At 68.1% G+C, this 20,094-nt stretch carries 20 protein-coding genes and 1 riboswitch; of the genes, 7 read left to right on the top strand and 13 right to left on the bottom strand.

What is annotated here, in order from left to right; all coding sequences use genetic code 11:
* Window positions 1-50 precede the first annotated feature (50 nt).
* Complete coding sequence (locus KQ303_RS08745; RefSeq protein ID WP_259729998.1) at window positions 51-512, top strand: hypothetical protein; 462 nt, start codon at window positions 51-53, stop codon at window positions 510-512.
* Window positions 513-694: 182 nt separating this feature from the next.
* Here the strand turns inward: KQ303_RS08745 and KQ303_RS08740 are convergent, their stop codons facing one another.
* Window positions 695-1,489, bottom strand: coding sequence for an HAD-IC family P-type ATPase (locus KQ303_RS08740; RefSeq protein WP_259730021.1), 795 nt, complete (start codon window positions 1,487-1,489; stop codon window positions 695-697).
* A gap of 117 nt (window positions 1,490-1,606) precedes the next feature.
* Window positions 1,607-2,581: an SDR family NAD(P)-dependent oxidoreductase gene (locus KQ303_RS08735; protein WP_259729997.1), complete on the bottom strand. Its 975-nt coding sequence runs from the start codon at window positions 2,579-2,581 to the stop codon at window positions 1,607-1,609.
* Window positions 2,582-2,672: 91 nt separating this feature from the next.
* On the opposite strand from KQ303_RS08735, the gene KQ303_RS08730 reads away from it, so the two are divergent.
* Together KQ303_RS08730 and KQ303_RS08725 are read left to right on the top strand one after the other, a co-directional pair.
* The gene (locus tag KQ303_RS08730; RefSeq protein ID WP_259729996.1) at window positions 2,673-4,763 is read left to right on the top strand and encodes a class I SAM-dependent methyltransferase; all 2,091 of its coding nucleotides are present in this window, start codon (window positions 2,673-2,675) and stop codon (window positions 4,761-4,763) included.
* 79 nt (window positions 4,764-4,842) lie between these two features.
* On the top strand, window positions 4,843-5,040 hold the full coding sequence (locus KQ303_RS08725; RefSeq protein ID WP_259729995.1) for a hypothetical protein: 198 nt from the start codon (window positions 4,843-4,845) through the stop codon (window positions 5,038-5,040).
* On the opposite strand, the gene KQ303_RS08720 is transcribed toward KQ303_RS08725, so the two are convergent.
* From KQ303_RS08720 to speB, 7 genes are all read right to left on the bottom strand, one after another.
* Entirely contained in the window at window positions 5,007-5,792 is a 786-nt protein-coding gene (locus tag KQ303_RS08720) for an ABC transporter ATP-binding protein (protein WP_259729994.1), read from the bottom strand. The two genes, KQ303_RS08725 and KQ303_RS08720, sit on opposite strands and share 34 nt — an antisense overlap.
* A 1-nt stretch (window position 5,793) precedes the next feature.
* A complete protein-coding gene (locus KQ303_RS08715) occupies window positions 5,794-6,570 on the bottom strand; it encodes an ABC transporter permease (protein WP_399233294.1) in 777 nt (258 codons plus the stop codon).
* Window positions 6,567-7,595 (bottom strand): ABC transporter substrate-binding protein, encoded by a 1,029-nt coding sequence (locus KQ303_RS08710; protein WP_259729993.1) that lies wholly within the window; start codon window positions 7,593-7,595, stop codon window positions 6,567-6,569. Before KQ303_RS08710 ends, KQ303_RS08715 begins: the two co-directional genes overlap by 4 nt.
* Window positions 7,596-7,679: 84 nt before the next feature.
* Window positions 7,680-9,062 carry a type III glutamate--ammonia ligase gene (glnT, locus tag KQ303_RS08705; RefSeq protein ID WP_259729992.1) on the bottom strand — a complete coding sequence of 461 codons (1,383 nt, stop codon included), beginning with the start codon at window positions 9,060-9,062 and terminating at the stop codon, window positions 7,680-7,682.
* Window positions 9,062-9,769 carry a hydrogenase nickel incorporation protein HypB gene (hypB, locus tag KQ303_RS08700; protein ID WP_259729991.1) on the bottom strand — a complete coding sequence of 236 codons (708 nt, stop codon included), beginning with the start codon at window positions 9,767-9,769 and terminating at the stop codon, window positions 9,062-9,064. Before hypB ends, glnT begins: the two co-directional genes overlap by 1 nt.
* 5 nt (window positions 9,770-9,774) lie before the next feature.
* On the bottom strand, window positions 9,775-10,167 hold the full coding sequence (locus KQ303_RS08695) for a hydrogenase maturation nickel metallochaperone HypA (RefSeq protein ID WP_094511388.1): 393 nt from the start codon (window positions 10,165-10,167) through the stop codon (window positions 9,775-9,777).
* Window positions 10,168-10,170: 3 nt separating this feature from the next.
* Window positions 10,171-11,376 (bottom strand): agmatinase, encoded by a 1,206-nt coding sequence (gene speB, locus KQ303_RS08690; RefSeq protein WP_259729990.1) that lies wholly within the window; start codon window positions 11,374-11,376, stop codon window positions 10,171-10,173.
* A 26-nt stretch (window positions 11,377-11,402) separates the two neighbouring features.
* A riboswitch (guanidine-I (ykkC/yxkD leader) is annotated at window positions 11,403-11,524 on the bottom strand.
* Between the two features lie 141 nt (window positions 11,525-11,665).
* Here speB and KQ303_RS08685 point away from each other — a divergent pair.
* Window positions 11,666-13,048, top strand: a complete 1,383-nt coding sequence (locus KQ303_RS08685) for an APC family permease (RefSeq protein WP_259729989.1) — start codon at window positions 11,666-11,668, stop codon at window positions 13,046-13,048.
* On the opposite strand, the gene dnaB is transcribed toward KQ303_RS08685, so the two are convergent.
* From dnaB to KQ303_RS08670, 3 genes are all read right to left on the bottom strand, one after another.
* Window positions 13,008-14,468 carry a replicative DNA helicase gene (dnaB, locus tag KQ303_RS08680; RefSeq protein WP_094511379.1) on the bottom strand — a complete coding sequence of 487 codons (1,461 nt, stop codon included), beginning with the start codon at window positions 14,466-14,468 and terminating at the stop codon, window positions 13,008-13,010. The two genes, KQ303_RS08685 and dnaB, sit on opposite strands and share 41 nt — an antisense overlap.
* Before the next feature lie 169 nt (window positions 14,469-14,637).
* On the bottom strand, window positions 14,638-15,096 hold the full coding sequence (rplI, locus tag KQ303_RS08675) for a 50S ribosomal protein L9 (protein WP_259729988.1): 459 nt from the start codon (window positions 15,094-15,096) through the stop codon (window positions 14,638-14,640).
* Window positions 15,097-15,210: 114 nt separating this feature from the next.
* Complete coding sequence (locus KQ303_RS08670) at window positions 15,211-16,152, bottom strand: fatty acid desaturase (protein WP_259730019.1); 942 nt, start codon at window positions 16,150-16,152, stop codon at window positions 15,211-15,213.
* Between the two features lie 106 nt (window positions 16,153-16,258).
* Here KQ303_RS08670 and KQ303_RS08665 point away from each other — a divergent pair, with 106 nt between their 5' ends.
* Window positions 16,259-17,029 (top strand): hypothetical protein, encoded by a 771-nt coding sequence (locus KQ303_RS08665; RefSeq protein WP_259729987.1) that lies wholly within the window; start codon window positions 16,259-16,261, stop codon window positions 17,027-17,029.
* Here the strand turns inward: KQ303_RS08665 and KQ303_RS08660 are convergent.
* Entirely contained in the window at window positions 17,011-17,898 is an 888-nt protein-coding gene (locus tag KQ303_RS08660) for a fatty acid desaturase (RefSeq protein ID WP_233132887.1), read from the bottom strand. The genes KQ303_RS08665 and KQ303_RS08660 overlap by 19 nt on opposite strands.
* Before the next feature lie 313 nt (window positions 17,899-18,211).
* Here KQ303_RS08660 and KQ303_RS08655 point away from each other — a divergent pair, with 313 nt between their 5' ends.
* A complete protein-coding gene (locus tag KQ303_RS08655) occupies window positions 18,212-19,483 on the top strand; it encodes a methionine gamma-lyase family protein (RefSeq protein ID WP_259729986.1) in 1,272 nt (423 codons plus the stop codon).
* A 52-nt stretch (window positions 19,484-19,535) separates the two neighbouring features.
* Window positions 19,536-19,925: a glycine cleavage system protein GcvH gene (gene gcvH / locus KQ303_RS08650; RefSeq protein WP_094511364.1), complete on the top strand. Its 390-nt coding sequence runs from the start codon at window positions 19,536-19,538 to the stop codon at window positions 19,923-19,925.
* Window positions 19,926-20,094 lie beyond the last annotated feature (169 nt).

Raw genomic sequence — 20,094 nt, 5'->3', positions numbered from 1 at the left:
AGCTCCAATGTCCTGCGGGCGGGTGATGATGAGCGTTAGGCCGTCACGTTATGAACAGAACCGTGTTGCGCTCATTTGCGATCCTGAGTCTCTGGTCATGTCTGTCCACACAAGCGCTATTCGCCGCACCGGACACGGCACAGGCGACTGGTACGCAGACAACCGGGAAACATCGCCAAATCGATATCAAAAACTTTTTCCAGCACTGGGTTCGCTCCAGTGAGGAGGAACAACCGGGCGGCACGGTTCAGATCTTCCGCCCCGCCGGGTCGATGAACGTTCCGCCGAGCCGATTCAGGATGGCCTACAAGTTCGCTCCGAACGGAGGTTGTGAGTTCTACTATCTGTCTCCTGACGATGCCCATCATTTCAAGCCATGCACCTGGACAATTAGTTCCAACAAATTGATCCTTCAGATCAGCGCGAATGGAAAATCGACTTCTTACAGGATCGCCCAGCTCACTGGAAAGAGCCTGAGACTTAAACCGCTAGAACCGCCGCACAGTAATTGAACGGCGGGCCTAACCCCCGGTTGCAGGCGATGCGCCAGAAGCGGCGCGTTGGGCTTCGATTCAGAGCTTTAGTTCTGGAAGCAAGGAGTTACGTGGGCCGAATCAGGTGCCTTTTTCGGCGACTGGGGCCCCACACCTGTCTTCAGCAAGCACGCAAACCTCCAACCCCCAACCCGCCGGCCTCAAACCGCCAGATGCCGGTAGAACCAGCGCTTGGCGAGTTCGGCGCTGGCCACGTAGGACAGGAGAATCAGCAGCAGCGGCGGCAGGAACGCCAGCGGCAGGGGCACAAAGCCGAAGAGGCGCCCCAGTGGTGTCCAGGGCAGGGGCAGGGTGAGGAGCACCACGGCGAGGGTGGCGCCCAGCAGCGGCCGGGAGGGGCGGCTGTGCAGCAAGGGGCCGTGGGTACGGATCACCAGCACGATTGAGGCGGCGGAGATCACCGATTCCAGGAACCAACCGCTGCGGAACTGGGCGGCGTCGGCGTGGAGGAGCAGCAGCAGCACCGCGAAAGTGATGACGTCGAAGACGGAACTCACCAGCCCGAACACGACCATGAACCGCTGGATGAAGGGAAGGCTCCAGCGGTGCGGCTGCGCAATCCAGTCGGGGTCCACCCGGTCGGTGGCGATGGTCATCTCCGGTAGATCGGTGAGCAGGTTTGTGAGCAGGATCTGCTTGGGCAGCAGCGGCAGGAAGGGCAACAGCAGCGACGCGGCCGCCATCGAAAACATGTTGCCGAAGTTGGCGCTGGTGGCCATGAACACGTACTTGAGCGTGTTGGCGAAGGTGCGGCGGCCTTCGCGGATGCCCGCCAGCAGCACCGCCAGGTCGGGCGCGAGCAGCACGATGTCGGCGGCTTCCTTGGCCACATCCACCTCCCCCTGCACCGACAGGCCCACATCGGCGGCATGCAGAGCCGGGGCGTCGTTGATGCCATCGCCCAGGTAGCCCACCACGTGGCCGGCGCGGCGCAGGGCTAGGAGGAGCCAAGGGGATTACTTACGTGCCGTTCGCCGTGCAGACACCCGATCAGATCAATCCAATGCCTTCCTGTTCAACGGACGACCATGGGAGCAGTCATCGCCAGTCCTTCACCCCACCACCCCCTCACTCGCCACCCATAACCGTCGCGCCAGCGCCAGGTCCTGCCCCTCAACACTGGTGGCGCTCGCCTCAAATACCCGCCGGCCTGGCCCGACCACGCGGTTGCGGTGGAAGCTGAAGCCGTTGGCGGCGTAGGCGGAGTCGCAGCAGAGGGCGGCCAGCAGGGCGCCGGCGGTTTCCACGCTTTCGGTGAGGCGCAGCACGGAGCGGGCCGCGAAAGCGAACAGGCGTTGGCCCAGTTCGTTGCTCTGGCGGCTGTAGCGCCAGAAGCCGCCCTCGCTGGTGGGCGGGATCACCAGGCCCGGGCTCCAGCTGAGCACCGGCAGCGGCGTGCCGGCCTCCTCCATGCGGCGCGCGAACTCACGGGCGAACAGCACATTGCAGAGCTTGCTGTCCTTGTAGGCCTTGTCGGCATCGAAGCTGCTGCCATCCAGCATCAGCACCGGCTGCCCCGCTCGCAGGCCGGCCAGATCGCCCAGCCCCGCCGGTGAGCCCACCTTGCCGCCGGCGGTGAGCGGGTCGTGCACTTCCGACGCCGTGACCACCAGCCGCGGCGCCTGCCCCGCCAGCAGCAACGGCGTGAGCTGCTGGGCCAGCAGGAAATGGCCCAGGTGGTTCACCGCGACGGTGAGTTCATGGCCCTGGGGCGTCAGCCGTGGGGTCGTGGCGCCGGCGTATTGCAGGCCCGCATTCAGCACCAACGTGTCGATCGGCTGCCCCTGCGCCAGCAGCGCCTGCCCGCAGGCGCGCACGCTCTCCAGATCGCCCAGGTCGCACACGGCCACCGCCGGCGCCGAGCCTCCACCGGCGCGTTCAGCCAGCTGCCGCTGGGCCGTCTCGGCCGTTGCCGCATCGCGGCACAGCAGCGTGAGCGAATGGCCGGCCTGGCACAGCCGCACCGCCGCCTCGAAGCCGATGCCGGAATTGCCGCCGGTGAGCAGCAGGCGGCGCGTGGCAGCCATGGGCAGACCTCACCAGGTGCAAGGGGCGCCAACCCTAGAAACCGCCGGCTTCACAATGGTGCGCGCAGCCCCTCCGCCGGCCGGTTCGTTCATGCAGTGGCGCGCCACGATTCGCCGCCTCGAACGCAACGGCCTCGGCCTGCTGCTGTTTCCCCTGCTGGTGCTGCGCCGCTACGTTCACCTGCTCGGCCGCACGCTCGAAAGCCTGCTGTGGCAGGAGCTGATCGCCAACCAGCCGCTCGACAGCCAGCTCGGCAACCTGCTCGCCTTTCTGCTCTTCTCCGCCTTCTGCCTCTGGGCCACCTTGGAAGGGGCCATCCCATATGTGATCGGCCTGCTGCTGTTCCTGCTGCCCCTGGAGCTGCTCGCCAACCAGCTCGGCCATTCCTGGCGGCCGGAGTGCCGGATCCTGCTGGAGCGCTGGGGGGATCGGCTCTCCTGGCGCTGTGATTCCGCCGGCAGCCACGAGCAGCTGGAGCTGCAGCACAGCGCCCTGTCCGCCGTGCTGATCCGTGCCGCCCCGCTCGCCCTGCCGCTCGGTGAAGCCCGTCCGCAGGGCTGGGATGTGCTGCTGGCGGTGCAGGATCCTGCCCGCGAGCTGCTGCTCGACCGTCAGCCCACACTCGCGCTCGCCTGGCAGCGCGCCTTTGCCCTCGCCCGCAAGCTGGCGTTGCCGCTGCGGTTGGCGGAGGAGGCGGCTGGGGGGGCCGCGCTCGCCGCGGCACCGGGGTTTCAGCTGGAGGGCGATAGCCAGGAGGAAACGGGGCCGCCGGCGAGCGTGTGGGCGGTGGTGGAGGAAGAAGGCGCCACCCGGATCTTCCGCGACCGCAGCACCGTGAGCGCCTCGCAGTGGTGGCGGGCGTTTGTGCACCAGGGCGGCTACCTGCTGTTTCTCGCCGTGCTCAACACCGTGATGGTGAAGTACGGCGGCTTTCTGGTGTGGATGCTGGGTCCGCGGCTGGGCCTGACCGCCCCCACCACGCTCGTGCTCGATCTCTCCCTGCCCGGCCTGCTCTCGCTCGCCCTGCCCGAAGGGAGCGTGATCCAGGCGCTGCTGGTGGTGGCGGCGCTCGGTGCCGCCGGCTTCGGCAGCTACCGCCACTGGAGCCGGCAGGAGCTGCGCATTGATGCCGAACACGTGGGCGTGTGGCGCACCGGCCATGCCGCCGTTCACCTGCCCACCCGCGCGCTGGTGGTAGCGCTGCCGCTGCACCAACCCGAGCCCCAGGTGCTGCTCTGGAGCGAGCGCCGTCCACCCGTCCAGCTGCAGGGCCTCGCCGATGCCCGCGAAGCCGCCGCACTGGCGGGCGCGCTGCAGGCGGCGCTGGAGCGCTGGAAGCCGGAAGCCCCCGCGAACAACGAGCAGCAGCGGATCGTGAGCAGTGCCGCTGCCCTGCCGCTGCAGCAGCGGGCCGACTGGTATGTGCCGGCCGCAGCCGCCTACGACGCCGTGCGTCCCGACTATCCGGCGGCGGTGATCGAGCAAGTGGCGGCCCTGGCTGGGATGGGCGACGGTTCAGAGCTGCTGGAGCTGGGCTGCGGGCCGGGCACCGCCACTGTGGCTTTCGCGCGGCTCGGCTGCGCCATCACCGCCCTGGAGCCCAACCCCGCCTTCGTGGCCCTGGCGCGCGAGCGTTGCGCCGGCTTCGGGCGCGTGCGCATCGAGCCGCTGGCCTGCGAGCAGTGGCCGGTGCAGGAGCAGGCCTTCGACGCCGTGCTCGCCGCCAGCTCCTTTCACTGGATCCCCGCCGGCCTCGGCTCGCGCACCGCCGCCCGGGCGCTCAAGCCAGGCGGTGCCCTGATCCTGCTCTGGAACAAGGAGCTGCAGCCCTCGCTCGCCCTGCACGAACGCTTCGCCGCCAGCTACGCCCCCTTCGCCCCCCACCTGCACCGCCACGAAAGCGAGGCCGAGCAGGAGGCGATCCTGGCCAAGCTGGCCCACCAACTGGTGGATCCGGCCCTGTTCACCGACCTGCGCCCCGGCCACGTCCGCATCGAGCTGCGGTACACAGCCGAGCAATACCTGGCCCTGCTCAGCACCTACTCCCCCTACCTGCGCCTGGAGCCCGGCCCCCGTGAGGCCCTCTTCGCCGAGCTGCGCCGCCTCATCGACACCGAGGCCGGCGGCAGCGTGGAGCTCACCGGCCACTCCGCCTTTCACGTGGCCCGCAAACGCGGCTGACCCCCGGATCGCCCGTCACAGCCATAGAATCTGTTCACAATGAACAGACACTGAGCGTCGAATCCGCTCAGCAGAGGCCATGCCCCGCACCCTTCGCGATCCTCGCCAACACGCCATGCTGGTGTCGCTGCAGCGCCGCTACCGGGCCGCCATGCACACCGGCAACGTGAGTGCCAAGCAGGCGCTCTACCGCGAGGCCGTGTATCTCGGCATCCAGCCCGCCCTGCTGCATGGCGGCAGCGATCACACCGGCGGCAGCGGCGTCACCGCCTCCTGACTCAACCCCCGCAGACAGCGGGCCAGGTCTTCGCGCACCTCCAGAAAACGGCGGTCCACCCGCAGCGCGCCCAGATCGCTGCGGTCGAGCTCGGCTTCCACCGTGCGCACGATCCGGCCCGGATGCGGCGCCATGATGTGCACCCGCTGGGCCATCAGCAGCGCCTCCTCCAGGTCGTGGGTGATCAGCAGGGCGGTGAGCCCGGTGCGGTTCCACAGCTGATAGAGAAACTCCTGCATCGATTCGCGGATCTGCAGGTCGAGGGCGCCAAAGGGTTCATCCAGGAGCATCACCTTCGGATCGGCCGCCAGGGCGCGGGCGATCGCCACTCGTTGCTGCATCCCGCCGGACAGCTCCCGTGGCAGACGCCCTGCCGCATCCTGCAGGCCCACCACTTCCAGGAAATAGCCGGTGCGCTCACGCACCTCCCTTGCCGGCCGCCCCTGCAGCTTCATGCCGAAGGCCACGTTCTCGGCCGCCGTCATCCACGGATAGAGGCTGTATTTCTGGAACACCATGCCGCGGTCGTGGCCGGGGCCGGTGATCGGGCGGCCGTCCATCAGGATCGTGCCGCTGGTGGGCCGATCGAGCCCGGCGATCAGGCGCATCACCGTGCTCTTGCCCGATCCGGAGCTGCCCACCAGCGCCACGAATTCCCCCGACTTGATGTCGAAGCTGATCGTGTCGAGCACCTGCTTGGCAGCACGGCCCTGCCCGAAGGATTTGCACACCGATGTGAGCGAAAGATGCATGTCAGATGGCCCAGCGGCAGGTGCGGCGCAACACGAGTCGGAACAGCAGATCGATCACCAGACCGATCAACCCGATCACGATCAGGTACGCGAAGATCTCATCGGTGCGCAGGAAGCGCTGGGCCAGGCTGATGCGCTTGCCCAGCCCCTCGTTGGCGGCCACCAGCTCCGCCACGATCACCAGGTTCCAGGCGGCGGCCATGTTGATGCGGTACGCATCCAGCACCTGGGGAGCGATGAAGGGGGTCACCACGCGGGTGAGGATCTGGAAGCGGCGCCCACCCATGGTGAGGGCCGATTCCAGCAGTTCGGCCGGCACGAACTTCACCGCATCCATGATCATCAAGGTGTTGAAGAACAAGGTGCCGATGAAGATCAGCAGCACCTTGGGCAGCTCCCCCAAGCCGAAATAGATGATCAGCAGCGGGATGAAGGCCGGCGCGGGCATGTAGCGGATCAGCCCGATCAACGGCTCCAGCAGCCGGCAGATGATCCGGTTGCTGCCCATCGCGATCCCCAGCGGCAGCGACACCAGCATCGAGAGCGCATAGCCGCCCAGCACCCGGCCGATGCTGGCGATCGCATCGGCCAGCAGGATGCCCGCCTCCGCCTGGGCGGAGCCCGCCGCCAGCACCGCCGCCGGGCTGGGCAGAAACAGCTTGTCGACGCTGCCACTCGCCGCAATCAGCTGCCACAGCACCAGCACCGTGAGGATGCCGAGCACACCCAGCACCCACGGATGGTCGAGGCGTCGCCGCAGGCCCGCGCTCAGCTTCACTGCGCCGCATCCACGAAGCGCGGATCAAACAGCTTGGTGAGATCCGGCGGAGTCTTGGCCAGGCCCACCTCCTGCAGGAAGGTGCTGATCTGGGCGGCGGCGAACGGCAGCGAATCCATCGTCTCGCCCGGCTTCATCGCCTGGCGGTTCTGCTCCAGCGTGAAGATCGTGGTGCCGGCGTCGTACTCCGTGTACTCCGCCTCGCTCACGCCAGCGCGGGCGGCCAGGATCGCCAGGCTCGGGGCTGGGTTGGCCTTGATCTCCGCCAGCGTGGCGAACCAGGCGTTCACCACCTTCTGCAGCTGCTCAGGATTCTTCTCCACGAATTCGGTGCGGCACACCAGGTGGTCGCTGATCGAGCCGGGGAAATCCTTCGACGAGAACAAGGTGGTGCTGCCCGGACGCTTCAGCGCCTGGGTGGTGAAGGGCGCGAACACACCCACCGCATCCACCTGGCCGGCCACGAACGCAGCGGCGGCGGCGCCGGTTTCCAGCGGCACGAAGGTGATGTCGGAGGCACTCAGGCCCGCCTTCTTCAGGCCCAGCAGCAGCAGGTAGTGATCGACGGTGCCTTCTTCCGCCGCCACCTTCTTGCCCTTCAGATCGGCCACGCTCTTGATGCCTTCGGCGGCGATGATCTGGTCGTTGCCGGTGGAGTTGTCGTTGGTGAGCACCACCGTGAGGGCGGCGCCACCGGCGATCGAGCTGATCGTGTCACCCAGCGTCTGGCTGTTGCAATCCAGCTGGCCGGCATTGAGGGCGTTGATCGAATCGAGGTAGCCGTCGAACCACTGCAGGGTCACCGGCACGCCCGCCGCCTCGAACAAGCCCTTTTCTTCGGTCACCTTCCAGGGGATCCAACCCGGCCAGGCGCTGTAGCCGATGCGCACCGGCGTGGCCGAGGTTTCCGCCGGCGGCTGCTGGCAGCCCACCAGCAGGCCGCCGCCCAGCAGGGCCGTTAGCAGCAGGCTGGTGGTGCGCCGCAGCCTGAGGCGCGGGAAGCGGAAGCGGGAGGGTGCAGTCATGAAGAAACGGGTGGGGGGGAATGGAGCCAGAGCCGGGGGGGCTAGAGGAGGCGGCAGGTGCTGGGGCTGGCGCGGGCGGGCATGTCAGAAGAACTCCAGGTAGTGCTCCAGCTCCCAGGCCGAAATCGCGCCGTGATAGGCCTCCCATTCCGCCCGCTTCAATGACACGAAGGCGTCGAACATCGCGGGCCCGAACACCTCACGGCAGAGCGGATCGGCGGCAAACGCCTCGACCGCTTCGCCAAGGTGGCGCGGCAGCGTGTGCAGCCCGCGTTCGGCCCGCTCCGCCGCACTCAACCGGTAGGCATTCACCCGGTTGGCGGGGGGCGGCACCAGCTGCTCGCGGATGCCTTCCAGGCCTGCTGCCAGGATCAGCGCCGCACCCAGGTAGGGGTTGCAGGAGCTGTCGGCGGCGCGGCACTCCACCCGCCCGCCAGCGGAAGGAATGCGCAGCATGTTGGTGCGGTTGTTGTTGCCGTGGCAGATGAACACTGGTGCCCAGGTGAAGCCGCTCATGCTTCCCTGTGCCACCAGCCGCTTGTAGCTGTTCACCGTGGGGGCGATCACGGCGCAGATCGCGGCGGCATGGCGCAGCACCCCGGCGATGAACTGCTCCGCCAGCGGGGTGATCGCGCCGGGTTCGCCACTGCCGGGATCGAACAGATTGGCGCCGCTCTGCACATCCGCCAGCGACATGTTGAAGTGGGCGCCGCTGCCGGTGCGGTGCGCGAACGGCTTGGGCATGAAGCTGGCGATCAGCCCATGGCGGCGGCAGATCTCCTTCGCCATCAGCTTGAAGAAGGTGAGCCGGTCGGCCATGGTGAGCGCCTCGGCATAGGCGAAATCGATCTCGAACTGGCCGTTGCCGTCTTCGTGATCGAAGGAATACACGCCCCAGCCCAGGCCATTCATGCTCTGCACCAGCTCATCGAGCCAGTCGAGGTTGTCGAGCAGGCCGCCCAGGTCGTAGCAGGGTTTATCGAGCGTGTCGCGGCCGCTGGCCGGCACCAGGGCTCCATCGTCCTGGCGGCGCAGCACGAAGAATTCGGTTTCGATGCCGAGGTTGAAGCGGTAGCCCAGCGCCGCCGCCTGCTGCCGCACCCGCGTCAGGATCTGGCGGCTGCAGGCCTCGAACGGGGCGCCGTTGAGCTCCAGGCTGCTGGCCAGCCACACCACATCACGGCGCCAGGGCAACACCGTGGCGCTGGCCAGATCGGGGATGGCCGCCACTTCGTCGTCGCTGACATCCTGCGGCACGCCATCAAGCGCCGCGCCGGTGAACAGCTCCGAACCCGACAGCATCGAGGCGAAGTGATCGAGCGGCACCGCCTTCGCCTTGCCGTTGCCGTGGATGTCCACGAAGCTGGCCAGCGCATACTTCACGCCGCGGCTGAGCAGATCCACCTGCACGTCTTCCCCCACGCTTGCGGTCGTCGGCAGCGGCGCCGATGGGCTGGCCAGCTCCATCAGGCGTTCACCAGGGCCGGCGGCTGGCTGGCGGCGTGCTCACGCACCGTGGCCAGCAGCCAGCGGTGCCACTCGCCCATGCCCTGACCCGTGCCGGCCGACACGCGGAACACCTGGGCGCGGGGATTCACCGCCCGCACATGCTCCTCGATGCGGCTCACATCCACCGGCACATACGGCAGCAGATCAATCTTGGTGATCAACACACAATTGGCCTCGCGGAACATCACCGGATACTTGAGCGGCTTGTCATCGCCTTCGGTGACACTCAGAAGCGCCACCTTGAGGTGTTCACCCACCTCGAATTCCGCCGGGCACACCAGATTGCCCACGTTCTCCACCCACAGCAGATCCAGCGCCGCAGGATCGAGCCGCTGCTGCAGCAGGGTGAGGCCGCCGCTCACCATCGCCGCATCGAGATGGCAGGCCCGTCCGGTGGTGATCGGCACCACCGGCACCCCCACCGCTGCCAGCCGGTCGGCATCCAACTGGGTGGTCATGTCGCCCTCCAGCACCGCCATCGCCAGCTCGGGCGAAAGGGCCGTGATCGTGCGCTCCAGCAGGGAGGTCTTGCCGGCGCCGGGGCTGCTCATCACATTCAGGCAGAGCAGCTTCCAGGCATCGAAATGCTCGCGGTTGTGGTCGGCACGGTGTTGATTGGCCGCCAACAGGTTGCGTCCGAGTGTGTCTTCCAGGGGCATGTGCATGACGTTCAGGCGGAAAGGATGGAAGCCCGGTCTGCGGGTACAGCGGGGGAGGTGTAATCGATGCTGCGAATCCTCAGCTCACGGCCCGAGAGGATCTCCTCCATCGGGTGGTGGCAGCACGGGGATTGGTAGGCCTGGGCAGGGTCGGGGCTGTAATCACTGCCGCAGGCCACACAGCGCGCCCGCAGCGGCACCGATTCGATGCGCAGCTCCGAGCCATCCAGCCAACTGCCCTGCACCGCGGCCCCGTAGGTGAACACCAGCGCGGCGGGTTCCACGCAGGTGAAGGTGCCCACCTGCAGATGCACGACCTGCACGCAGGGAACGTGGGGATGGTGCTCCTGCTTCCACTCTTCGAGCGAAAGCAGCAGGCAGCGGGTCATGTCCACTTCATGCATGGCTCACCTCCATTTCTGGTCGACGTTCATGTTGCAGGCCTCATGCAGCCAGGCTGGCTTCTGCTTGCGGGGCAGCTGACCGCTCACCACCAGGTGGGCCATCACATCGCAGATCACGCGCGTGGCCATCAGGGACGTCATGTCGCTGATGTCGTAGGGGGGGGAAACTTCCACCACCTCAAGGCCACACACCGGCACGTTGCGCACGATCAGCTCCAGCAGCTTGAGGGCTTCCCGTGGCAGCAGCCCGCCCGGTTCCGGCCAGCCGGTGCCGGGCACGAAGCCGGCGTCGATGCAGTCGATGTCAAAGGAGATGTAGACGCAATCGGTGCCATCGGTGGCGCGCTCGATCGCATACTTCGCGGCGGCCTCCAGGCCCATGTCGCAGATGTCCGTGACGGTGAGCACGTTCGTGCCCCGCTCGCGGCACACCTTCACCCCTTCGCGCGGCACCTGCCAGCCGCCGATGCCCAGCTGCACCAGGTTCTCGGCCGGCGCGTTGGCCATGTTGGTGGCATGGAACCAGGGGCAGGTGTGCATGCGTTCATCCAGGTCGATCTCCTGGGTGTCCACATGGCGGTCGAAGTGGATGATGCCCACCTTCTTGTCGCCGAGGTGGCGGCAGACGCCCCGCACGGTGGGGAAGCCGATCGAGTGATCACCGCCGAGCAGAATCGGGAAGGCGCCGCTGGCGAACACATGCGCCACCCCCTTGGAGATCTGATCGAAGCTCTTCTCGTTGTTGGCGGGAATCGTGAAGATGTCGCCCACATCGCAGAGGCGGATCGACTCGCGCAGATCCACCCCCATTTCGTAGTTGTAGGGGGTGTAGAGCGCCGAGATGCGGCGGATGCCCTGGGGCCCGAAGCGGGTGCCGGGGCGGTAGGTGGTGCCGCAATCGTGCGGGATGCCCACGATCGCCACATCGAATTCACCGACGCGGTTCACCTCTTCGATGTAGGGCGCCTTCATGAAGGTGTTGATGCCCGCGTAGTGGGGCAGCTCACCGCGCGAGAAGGTGGAGATGCGCCGGTCAACGATGCTTTCGGCCGCTTCGAGGCCATACCGCAGCCCCTGATCCACCTCCTGCTGCCAACCGGTGAGCGGCAGGCGGGCTTCCTTCTCGAGCGCCTCGGCGCCCTGCTGGCCGGCGCCTGCGCTGGAACTGCGGCGGTCAAAGGCCTCTTCAGGCCCTGGGGTTGCTGTCATGGCGGAACACGGAGGTGGGGGGTGCGGTCTCCCGGGCTTTTATCCCTCCGTGCAACCGGGTGACCCCGGTGAGCCTCTCTCGGACCAGACGCCCATGCCGGCTCGCTGATGCGAACAGACGCAGACCGGAACCCTAGAAGCTTCTTCCGCTGCGCCCAGAGTCCACCGAAGCCCCAGGAAAGACTGTGGCCACAACTACGGAATGGTCAGCTGGCCGGCCGCGCCGGGGTGCTTGCAACCGCGCGCCGCTGCACCAGCCTTACGCTTCGGAGCCGCCGTGGGGCCTGCGATGGAACCCAACCCAACGGCCAGAACGCCGGAACCGGAACCACCAGCGCCCGCCGCCGCCGGCGGCCTGCTGCACATCCTCGGGCTGGGCTTCGGGCTGGCTGGGGCGGTGGGCGGCTCGATGGGTGCCGGCATCCTGCGCACCCCGGGGCTGGTGGCGGCCCAGCTGGGCAGCGCTCCGCTGATCCTGCTGGCCTGGCTGGTGGGTGGGCTCTATGCCCTCTGCGGCGCCTTCGCCGTGGCGGAACTGGGAGCGGCCCTGCCCCGTGCCGGTGGCTGGACGATCTACGCCCGCCGCGCCCTCGGCGATCGCGCCGGCTTTGCCGTGGGCTGGATCGACTGGCTCGGCCATTGCGCCGGCCTGGCCTGGGTGGCGATCACGATCGGGGAGTTCGCCCGCGGCCTGGTGCCGGCGCTGCCCCCCGGCGGCAAGGCGGTGGCCCTGTTCACCCTGGTGGGCTTCGCCCTGCTGCAACGGCTGGGCCTGCGGGCGGGCAGCCTCAGCCAGCAGATCCTCAGCCTGCTCAAGGCCGTCGCTTTTCTGGCCTTGATCGGCGCCTGCCTGCTGGTGGCCCCGCCCGCCGCCAGCACGAGCGCGCCGCTGATGGCCCCGAGCGGCACCCCGCTGGCCCTGGCCGCCGCCGGCGTGTTCGCGCTTCAGGCCGTGATCACCACCTACGACGGCTGGCAGAGCCCGATCTACTTCGCTGAGGAGTTCACCGCGCCGGCCACCGACCTGCCCCGCTCCCTGATCGGCGGCGTGGTCGCCGTCACGGGGGTTTACCTGCTGGTGAACGTGGCCCTGCTCAAGGTGCTGCCGCTGGAGGCGATGGCCGCCTCCACCCTGCCGCTGGCCGACGCTGCCGCCCGCCTGTTCGGGCCGTTCAGCGCCCAGCTGATCACCGCCCTGGCGCTGCTGTCCTCGATCGGGCTGGTCAACACGGTGATCATGTGTGCGCCGCGCATCCTGTTCGGCCTCAGCCGCGATGGCCTGTTCCTGCCCGTCTTCGCGCGGGTGAATGCGGGCGGCACCCCCGATGCGGCCCTGCTGCTCACCACCGCCGTGACGGCGACCCTGATCCTCTGCGGCGATTTCCAGCTGCTGCTGGGTGTGTCCGTCTTTTTCTATGTGCTGCTCTATTTCACCGGCATCACGTCGCTGTTTCTGCTGCGCTGGCGGGAACCGGAGCTGGAGCGCCCGGTGCGGGCCTGGGGCTACCCGCTCAGCGCGGCGGTGGTGTGGCTGGGCTCGCTGGCCTTTCTGATCAGCGCCGCCATCGGCGACAGCACCAACAGCCTGATCGCCGCCGGGTTGATCGCCCTCAGCCTGCCGGCGCAGCTGCTCAGCCGCCGGATGGGCTCGCCAGATTGCGGAAGCGGGTGAACTGCGGCTCGAACAGCAGCTTCACCGTGCCCACCGGGCCGTTGCGGTGCTTGGTGACGATCACTTCGGTGATGCCGCGATCGGCCGTGTCCGGGTTGTAGTACTCGTCGCGGTAGATCATCAGCACCAGGTCGGCGTCCTGCTCGATCGAGCCCGATTCACGCAGATCGCTCAGCATCGGCCGCTTGTTGGTGCGGCTCTCCACGCCGCGACTGAGCTGGGAAAGGGCGATCACCGGCACGTTCAGCTCGCGGGCCATGCCCTTGAGGCCCCGGGTGATGCGCGACAGCTCCTGCACGCGGTTGTCGGGGGTGGAGCCCTCCATCAGCTGCAGATAATCGATCACGATCAGGCCCAGCTCCTTGCCCTGCTCGGCCATGAGCCGCCGGCAGAGCGAGCGCATCTCCAGCACGCCCGCATTCGGCTTGTCGTCGATGAACAGGGGCAGCTGGCCCAGGGTGTTGATGCCCTGCCCCAGCAGCGGCCATTCCTCCTGCTGCAGGCGCCCGGTGCGCAGCCGGCCGCTCTCGATGCCCACCTCCATCGAAAGCAGCCGGTAGGTGAGCTGCTCCTTGCTCATCTCCAGCGAAAACACGCACACCGGCAGCTGGTGGAGCTGGGCCACGTTCTTGGCGATGTTGAGCACGATCGAGGTTTTGCCCATCGCCGGCCGGCCCGCCACGATGATCAGATCGCTGCGCTGCAGGCCCTGGGTGATGGCGTCTAGGTCATAGAAGTTGACCGCGATGCCAGCCATCGACGTGCCGACGGAGCGGCTTTCGATCTCGTTGAAGGTGCTGGTGAGGATTTCGGCGGTGGGGGTGAGCCCCACCGACGGCTTCTCCTGGCTGATCGCGAAGATCTGCTGCTCCGCCTCATCGAGCACCTGCTCCATCGGCTTCGACTGGTCGAAACCCAGCCGGATCACCTCGTTGCCGGAGCGGATCAGCTGACGGCGCAGGTATTTGTCCATCACCAGGCGGGCGACCTGGTCGATCGAGGCGGTGCTGAGCGTGCGCTCCACCAGCTCCACCAGCCGGTTGGTGCCGCCCACCTTCTCCAGCTGGCCCGTATCGGCCAACCAGGCGGCCATGGCGGTGAGGTCGGTGGGCTTGCCCTGGCTGTGCAGCATCAGGGCGGTGCGGTACACCTCCCGGTGGGCCGTGAGATAGAAGGCCTCCGGACGCAGCACGTCGGCGATGCGGCCCATGGCGTCAGGGTCGAGCAGGATGCCGCCCAGCACCGCTTCCTCCGCCTCCAGGTTCTGGGGAGGCAGCTGGTCGGGCAGGGCCTCGAAGCGGGCTTCGTCCTGCTCGCGCCCGCGCCGCCGGAACGGCCCGGCACCGCCCGCCGCCCCGCCTGGCGCGGTCGTGGGCACGGCACCGGGGCCGTCCGCAGCTGGAAAAGGGACGCTCACCATGGCGGCAGGCTAAGGGTTCCGGGCCGACGCTCCGGTGTGCGTTGGTGCCCCACGCGGGCGGCGGCGGGGCCGTTGCAGCCGCCGCACGGGCCCACAAAAAAAACCGCCAGAACCCTCAGGCGCCTGGCGGCGGGACATGGAAAGAGCGGGCGGCGAGGCCGCCTGGCGTTCAGTGGCTGACCACTTCCAGGTTGATCTCGGCCACCACGTCGTGGTGGAGCTTGATCTGCACCTTGTAGGAGCCGGTGCGGTGGATCTCGGGCACCTCGATATGGCGGCGGTCGATCTCTTTCTTGGTGGCCGCTTCGATGGCCTCGGCCACATCGCCGTTGGTGACGGTGCCGAAGAGGACGTCGTCACCGCCGGTCTGCTTCTTGACCGTGAAGCGGCCGATGGTGTTCAAGGCCGTGCGGAAGGCTTCCGCCTCCTGCAGCAGCACGGCCTGGCGCTCGGCCTCCTTGGCGCGGCGGTGCTCCACCTGGCGCAGCACCGCCGGGGTGACGGGAACGGCTTTGCCCTGGGGGAGCAGGAAGTTGCGGGCGTAGCCGGGCGCCACTTCCACCAGCTCACCGTCCTTGCCGAGGCTGAGAATGTCCTCGCTGAGGACAACGGATACACGCTTGGCCATGGGATCGGGTTAGGGAAACAGGGAGTGCCGCTGGGCGGATCGATGAGCGGGGGCCACCGCCGGGGTGGCGTGCCGCTCAGGCAATCCGACAGCTTAAGTCAGAGGGCTGCCGCCTCAGTGGCTGGCCGCAGACTTCGGCAGGCGCACCTGGGTGGCCAGGCCCAGGGCCTTCAGCAGCCGGATGTGCTGCCAGGTGAGGTCGAACTGACGGGGACCGAAGCCGTGGCGGGCCGAGTGGGGGAAGGCGTGGTGGTTGTTGTGCCAGCCCTCACCGAAGGTGAGCGCTGCCACCCAGGGGTTGTTGCGTGACTTGTCGCCGCTGACGTGAGCGATGCTGCCCCAGCAGTGGGTGGCGCTGTTCACCAGCCAGGTGCAGTGGTAGAGCACCACCAGGCGCAGCGGGATGCCCCACAGAACCAGGGCCCAGCCGCCGGCACCTGTGACCGTGCCGATCCAGAACAGCAGCAGGCCCAGGGGCACCTGCAGCAGCAGGAAGTTGGTGTTCAGCCAGCGGTAGTAGGGGTCGCGGGCCAGATCACCGGTGAGCCGGGGCACGGCGGCCATCGCCGGGATCTCTTCCATCATCCAGCCCATGTGGCTCCACCAGAAGCCCTTGTGGCTGTTGTGGTGGTCGGCGTCGGTGTCGGAGAACTTGTGGTGGTGGCGGTGCAGGCCGGCCCAGTCGATCGGACCGTGCTGGCAGCTGAGCGCGCCGCAGGTGGCGAAGAAGCGCTCCAGCCAATGGGGCACCCGCAGAGCCCGGTGGGCCAGCAGGCGGTGGTAGCCGAGCGTGACGCCCAGGCAGCCGGTGACCCAATAGAGCACCAGCATGGAGGTGACGGCCGGCACGCTCCAGAACTGGGGCAGCAGGGCCAGCACGGCCAGCAGGTGGATCACGATCATGAAGCCGATCGTGCCCCAGCGACGACCCGGCGGCGAGGAGGGGATCGGTTCACCGCGGCGGGGACGATGCAGCGCCCGAGCCCGGGGCAGGGAGTCGGCGGCCGAGGCAAGGCTGGCCACACCGGCGGGCTTGGTGGCTACGGCCTCGGCCATCCTTTCTGAGACGGCCGCCCATGGGGCACGGCGCTGGGGCGTGACGGTCATAGAAGCTGGTTCCTGATCGGTCTTTTAGAATAGTAGCAGTTCGGATTCAGATTGAGTGGGATATCAGGAAGAAATCGGATCAGGCCGCGAAGCCTTTGCGCATCTGATCAGGGCCTGGCATGAGCGCAACGGCTGGTCCCACCGCATCCTTCCCGGTTTAGCCGAGGTGCTTGATCTCGGCCGCCTCCACAGTTCCCAGGTGTCGATGCTGCGCAACCGCAAGCTGGCCTCCCCGGGCCCGGAGGTGTTTCTCGCCCTCGGGCGCATCAACCAGTGGATCGCCGCATCCGGCAGCGCCGACAGCCGCAGCGCCCTGACCGGCCACCCGGAACTGCTCGAAGCGCTGGGGACCGGCAGTGTGCCGCTGCTCAACGACGACGACGGCCGGCCCCTCGGGCCCGGGGGATTTCTGGAAATTTTCGTGGGCCAGCGTCAGCCGCCGGCCGCTTTCGACCTGCGCATCGCCTCGGCCGAAGCCCCGGCCCTCAGCTTCGCCTTGGCGGAGCTGCTCACCGCCGGCAGGCCCTGGCGCCTGTGCCGCGAGGCCGTGCTGGGGGCGTACCCGCCGGAGAAGGCGCAGCGGCGCGAGCGCTTCGCGGCGGTGATGGCCGGTCAGCGGGATTTTGAAGCCGCAGAGCTGGAAAGCGAGCTGCTGGACCTGAAAAGCACCCTGGCGGGCCTGGGTGCTGCCGGCGACCAGGAAATGAGCACAGCTCAATTCCTGACCGTGCTGCGACGCAAGGCGGCTCAGCTGGCTGACAGCACGGTGACCGGTGCGACCAGCAGCGAACTGGGGGCCGCCATCCGTCAGGAGTTGGGGGCGTAGGCCGCACCGGGCACGTAGCGGGCCTCACGGATTCGCTTGGCCAGGCCCAGGGAACGCAGCAGCTTGATGTGCTGCCAGGTGATGTCGAATTCGAACCAGCGCAGGCCGTGGCGTGCGCTGGCCGGGTGGGCATGGTGGTTGTTGTGCCAGCCCTCGCCGAAGGAGAGGATTGCCACCCACCAGCAGTTGCGCGACAGATCGGGGCTGTCGAAGTTGCGGTAGCCGAAGGCGTGGGTGGCGCTGTTCACCAGCCAGGTGACGTGATACACGATCACCAGCCGCAGGGGGATGGCCCAGAGCACCATGCCCAGGCCGCCGCCGTGCACGTTGGCCCGCTCGCCGTACCACCACAGGGCCGCGCCCAGGGGGATCTGCAGCAGCAGGAACCAGCGATCCAGCCAGCGGTAGAAGGGGTCGCGCTGCAGGTCGCCCGTGAACCTCTCCACGTGCTGCACGGCAGGGATCTCATGCAGCATCCAGTCGCTGTGACTCCACCAGAGGCCGCGGCCGGCGTCGTGGTGGTCATTGGCCTGGTCAGAGAACTTGTGGTGGTGGCGGTGCAGCCCCACCCATTCGATCGGGCCGCTCTGGCAGGCCAGAGTGCCCATCAGCACCAGGGTGCGCTCCACCCAGCGGGGGGCGACGAAGCTGCGGTGGGCCAGCAGGCGGTGCAGGCCGAGCGTGACCCCCAGCACCGTGACCCAGTAGAGAACCGCCAGCGCCACCACGCTCTGCCAGCTCCAGAAGCGGGGCAGCAGGGCGAACACCGCCCCGACGTGGATGGCGAGCATGAACGCCGTGGTGCCGAACTTGTACGTCCGCTGGCCCTTTGGCAGAGGCGGGCGTCGGGCCGTCACACCGGCGCGGATGAGGGCTTCCTGGCGATCGGAAGCGTGGCCCCCATGGCTGCGCAGGGGCTTGAACGGGGCCCGCGGATCCGCCGGGGTAGCGGTCGAAGGGGCATCTGAAGCGGCGACCAAATGAACTCTCGCGAAAGTGACGCAGGCTGGAGTTCACCCGTTCGCCCTCAGCGGGCAGAACCCGCTGCTGGAAGCTCCCGAAGGAGAGAGTGGCTCACCAGAACCTGGTGATGAAGGCCGTTTGTAGCCAACACATCAGCAGGAAATCTAGCGGCGAGGGTGAGGCCGGCAGGCAGCATGGCCACCGGCTTGGGTGGCGGGGATGGACGGGCAGGACGAGAAAGGAACCGCCTCGGCCTGGGCCTGCGAGCAGGTGGCAGCCGCCGCTGCGCGGATCGCGCCGCTGGCGGCCCGGCACACCGCCGCGGTGAAGCCTGGGCTGGAGAGGGTGCTGGCCGCCTTCGCCGCCGAGCGTCTCGGCCCCCATCACTTCGCCTCGGTGAGCGGCTACGGCCACGGCGACCTGGGCCGGGAGGTCCTGGACCGGGTGTTCGCCCGGGTGCTGGGGGCGGAGGCGGCAGCGGTGCGGCTGCAGTTCGTCAGCGGCACCCACGCCATCGCCGCAGCCCTGTTCGGCGTGCTGCGGCCGGGCGACCGCCTGCTCTCGATCACCGGCCGCCCCTACGACACATTGGAAGAGGTGATCGGCCTGCGTGGCAGCGGCCAGGGGTCGCTGGCCGAGTTCGGCATCCACTACGACGAGCTCGCCCTGCGGGCCGATGGCACGGTGGAGGAAGAAGGCCTCGCCGCCGCCCTCACACCCCCCACCCGGCTGGTGCTGATCCAGCGCAGTTGCGGCTACAGCTGGCGGCCCTCGCTGCAGGTGGCCACGATTGGCCGCCTGGTGGAGCGCGTGAAGCAGCTGCAGCCCGGTTGCCTCTGCTTCGTCGACAACTGCTATGGCGAATTCGTGGAGGGGCTGGAGCCCCCGGCCGTGGGCGCCGACCTGATCGCCGGCTCGCTGATCAAGAACGCCGGCGGCACGATTGCCCCCACCGGCGGCTACGTGGCCGGCGGCGCCGAATGGGTGGAGCGGGCCTGCTGCCGGCTCACGGCGCCGGGCATCGGCAGCGAGGGGGGCACCGGCTTCGATCTCTATCGGCTGCTGTTCCAGGGGTTGTTCCTGGCGCCTCAGATGGTGGCAGAGGCCCTGATCGGCGCCGAGCTGGTGGCCTCCGTGTTCAGCGCACTCGGCTATGCCGTGCAGCCGCTGGTGGGGGCCCCCCGCAGTGACGTGATCCAGGCAGTGCGCTTCGGGGCGCCGGAGCCGTTGATCCAGGTGTGCCGCGCCTTTCAGGCCTGTTCGCCGGTGGGCGCTTACCTCGACCCGGTGCCGGCGCCCATGCCGGGATACGCCAGTGAGCTGGTGATGGCCGGCGGCAGCTTCATCGACGGCAGCACCAGTGAGTTCTCCGCCGACGCCCCCCTGCGCGAGCCCTACGTGCTGTTCGCCCAGGGAGGCACCCACCGCGCCCACGTGGAGCTGGCCCTGGAGCGGGCGCTCACGGCCCTGAATCCGCAGCGGCTGAGCTGAGCCCGCAGCGCCAAGGCCGGTCAGACTGGCCTCGTCTTTGCTTCCGCCTTCGATGGCGCTCCAGTTCCCCGACGACTGCCGCTATGCGGACAGCCATGAATACGCCCGGCCGGATGGGGAGCTGATGCGCATCGGCGTGAGCGCCTTCGCCGTCGATCAGCTGGGCGACATCGTGTTCGTGGAGCTGCCGGAGGTGGGCAGCCAGCTGGAGCGAGGCTCCAGTTTCGGCTCGGTGGAATCGGTGAAGGCGGTGGAGGAGATGTACGCGCCGATCAGCGGCACGGTGGAGCTGCGCAACGAAGCGGTGCTGACCAGCCCGGAAGAACTGCAGAACGATCCCCACGGCGAAGGCTGGCTGCTGCTGGTGCGCCCCAGCGACGCCGCCGAATTCGCTGATCTCATGGATGCCGCCACTTACCGCCTGAAGGTGGAAGGCAGCTGAGCGACAAAGGGGCGGCTTCGCAAGGCGGGCCTCGCGAAAGGGCTGGGCGGCGTGTTGGAGCGTCGTCTCGACAGATTTCCCTAAGATCCGCCCCTATCGCCGGGCGTCGCGCCGTGACCGCACCCTTCGCTGACCCCGACGGCTCCTCTCCTTTCCTGGAGCGGCATCT

Origin of the sequence: Synechococcus sp. CS-1333 (assembly GCF_025128015.1) — a bacterium.
In the GTDB taxonomy this organism is placed as follows: Bacteria; Cyanobacteriota; Cyanobacteriia; order PCC-6307; family Cyanobiaceae; genus MW101C3.
The sequence above is the reverse complement of the archived record's forward strand: the minus strand, read 5'-3'. Positions and strand labels throughout refer to the sequence as shown.